This is a genomic window from Endozoicomonas ascidiicola (assembly GCF_001646945.1).
In the GTDB taxonomy this organism is placed as follows: domain Bacteria; phylum Pseudomonadota; class Gammaproteobacteria; order Pseudomonadales; family Endozoicomonadaceae; genus Endozoicomonas; species Endozoicomonas ascidiicola.
In genome coordinates, this window is the sequence record NZ_LUTV01000001.1 from 80,262 (window position 1) to 82,501 (window position 2,240).

Here is a 2,240-nt window from a genome sequence, read left to right on the forward strand (position 1 = left end):
GGTCTGAAAGTCCATTTGTTCATTGGCTGGCTGTCTTTTACGATCTTGCGGGTATTATACTCAAAAGTTGTTCTAAGTCCGACAGGCTCCTAGCGTTCAAAAAAGGGCATGAATAACATGCCCTTTTTTACATACTCTTTTTTTACATAAATACTGTGTTGATTTAACCGTAGACTTTTTGGAGTGTTGGTCTAGCTGGTGTACTCAATGGTCCGGCGGACGTATGGGCATCAGCTTTATGCTGTACCGGGGGGATTCTGTTGTAACGTTTTCAGTAAAGAGAAAGAAGCCTTCTTTAGAGCTTCTTCGCTCAATGATTTGTATTGAGAGTCAATTAATATCTGGGCTCTGAAGAGGGCGGTAATTTCTTTGGGTACTTTAATGCCGCATGGATAAGCCAAGTCAAAGGTATCAGTAACACTTTTTTCTATAGATGCATAGCGACCGCCGTCTTTCATGTGAGTTTTGATATCTTCTTTTAGCTTTTCCCAGTTTGCATTGTTTGTATAATTACCCATGATCTTAAGGTTTCCGATGACAATATTTGCAAACCGATCTTCCTGGCTGGATTTCTTTTCTGCATAACGCAGATTTGCCAGAGCTCCAAGTATTGTGTAGGTGGCTTTAACCGTTTCTCTGGAGACTCTTTGAGCGTTACCCAAGTCAATAAAGTAAATACACAGCTTTCCGTTTTCGACAGCAACCATGACATTGCCATCATGCATATCAGCATTAAAGAAGCCTGTCTGTGAGTAACAGTATACCCATTGTTGAAATACAGTCCGTTTTAAAAGATATCGAAACGCTGTTAATTGTTCATCAGTAAATTTGTCTGGATTGACATTCAAGAGTTTGGCTGCAATGTTACGAAGATGACATTGATCATTTTCACTTAAGGTGACGCCATGGATTTTATCCATTGATAGTGTGTGGAGGGTTGTGTACTGCCCAGAAATTTTTGGAACTTTAAATTCAATAGGAATATTTACCAAGTGATGACCTGTTTCTGGATGATGGAATTCTATGCCAGTGGCGGGTACTGGATCGGGCAAGCTCTTGGCGCAATCAGGGAGTTCATTGTTGGTTATGTGATAGAGGTGGTTCGATTTGATAGCATTGAAAGCCTGCGCTTGTTTTTGAGTTTTCTGAGCTTCATTTACCAAGTCTAATTCTTCTTTGATGCTATCAAAGAATTCAAAAAAGGCATTTTTAGTGCCATCTTTAACAATATCGGGTTTAAAGAAAGAGAGTAAACTCATCACAAATCGCAGTACCTTCAGGTCTGAATGTACACGTATTTCACTGGAGGGGCTTACAAATTTAACGACCTGCTTTCCTCCATTTTTTAATATAATCTCATTGACTTCCCCTATTGACCCAGTGCCGAGGTTTACCCGTTTATCCAGTTTAGATGGGTCGTAAGGAATATTTGCTTCTTTAAGACAATGTTCAAGCTCCTTAAGTGACATAGGCTCGTTGCTGGTGGTGACATGGGATAAAGCAGTCATAAATTTCTGACAATTATTACCAAAAATACTACGGCCTATTTCTTGTGAGCTGCACGCAAACTGTATAGCTTTTACAATGATGCCGCCCTGGGAATCGGCGGCTGCTTTTTTGATGCTATCGATACTCGCATTATTCCACCAGATGCTGATAAAAATCCCCATAATCTTTATTTCTCGAATAAAGGTATAAACCCCATTTTTAATCGCACTCCCAAGCCATTCAATGGACGATAATGTGCGGGGTTTTCTACCCTTAATTAGTTTGTCAGCAGGTACTTCAGCAGGGTCAAAGCTGGGCGCTAAATGATTTGCAATAGGCTTTAATTTGACCGTTGCAGCGTCCTTGATTTCAGCTTCATTCTGTGGTAATTGGCTATATGTAGCCGTGTTTATTGGAGCATGAGATAACATATTGTGAATTTAACCTCTTGGAAAGTTGGGCTTGATAATCAAATTAAAATAAATAGGAGTTAATTAAATAATAGGACTCAGAATTTCAGAGATAGTTCAATTGGGGGCGGTGCAGAGTATTTATAATGATGGGTAAATGAGTTTGGATATTGCTATGAAAGTGCTTCATCCACAGTTTTATTTCAATAGGATGAAGCACGATTTATTTGATGTTATTAATTAACTGATGAGTATTTTCCAATCCCAAAATGAGCCTGAAAAGAGTATAAACCCATGATTTCAGGCCTTTCGCTTAAAGATGCCTTGAAACAGTGATTCTCT

At 39.2% G+C, this 2,240-nt stretch carries 1 protein-coding gene; it reads right to left on the reverse strand.

The genetic code is table 11. The features are described from left to right. Positions 1-236: 236 nt before the first annotated feature. Positions 237-1,919 (reverse strand): AarF/UbiB family protein, encoded by a 1,683-nt coding sequence (locus AKL11_RS00245; RefSeq protein ID WP_067514429.1) that lies wholly within the window; start codon positions 1,917-1,919, stop codon positions 237-239. Positions 1,920-2,240 lie beyond the last annotated feature (321 nt).

Coding starts and splice junctions, on each gene's coding strand:
- AKL11_RS00245 (WP_067514429.1), bottom strand. CDS start 1,919: ATGTTATCTCATGCTCCAATAAACACGGCTACATATAGCCAATTACCA.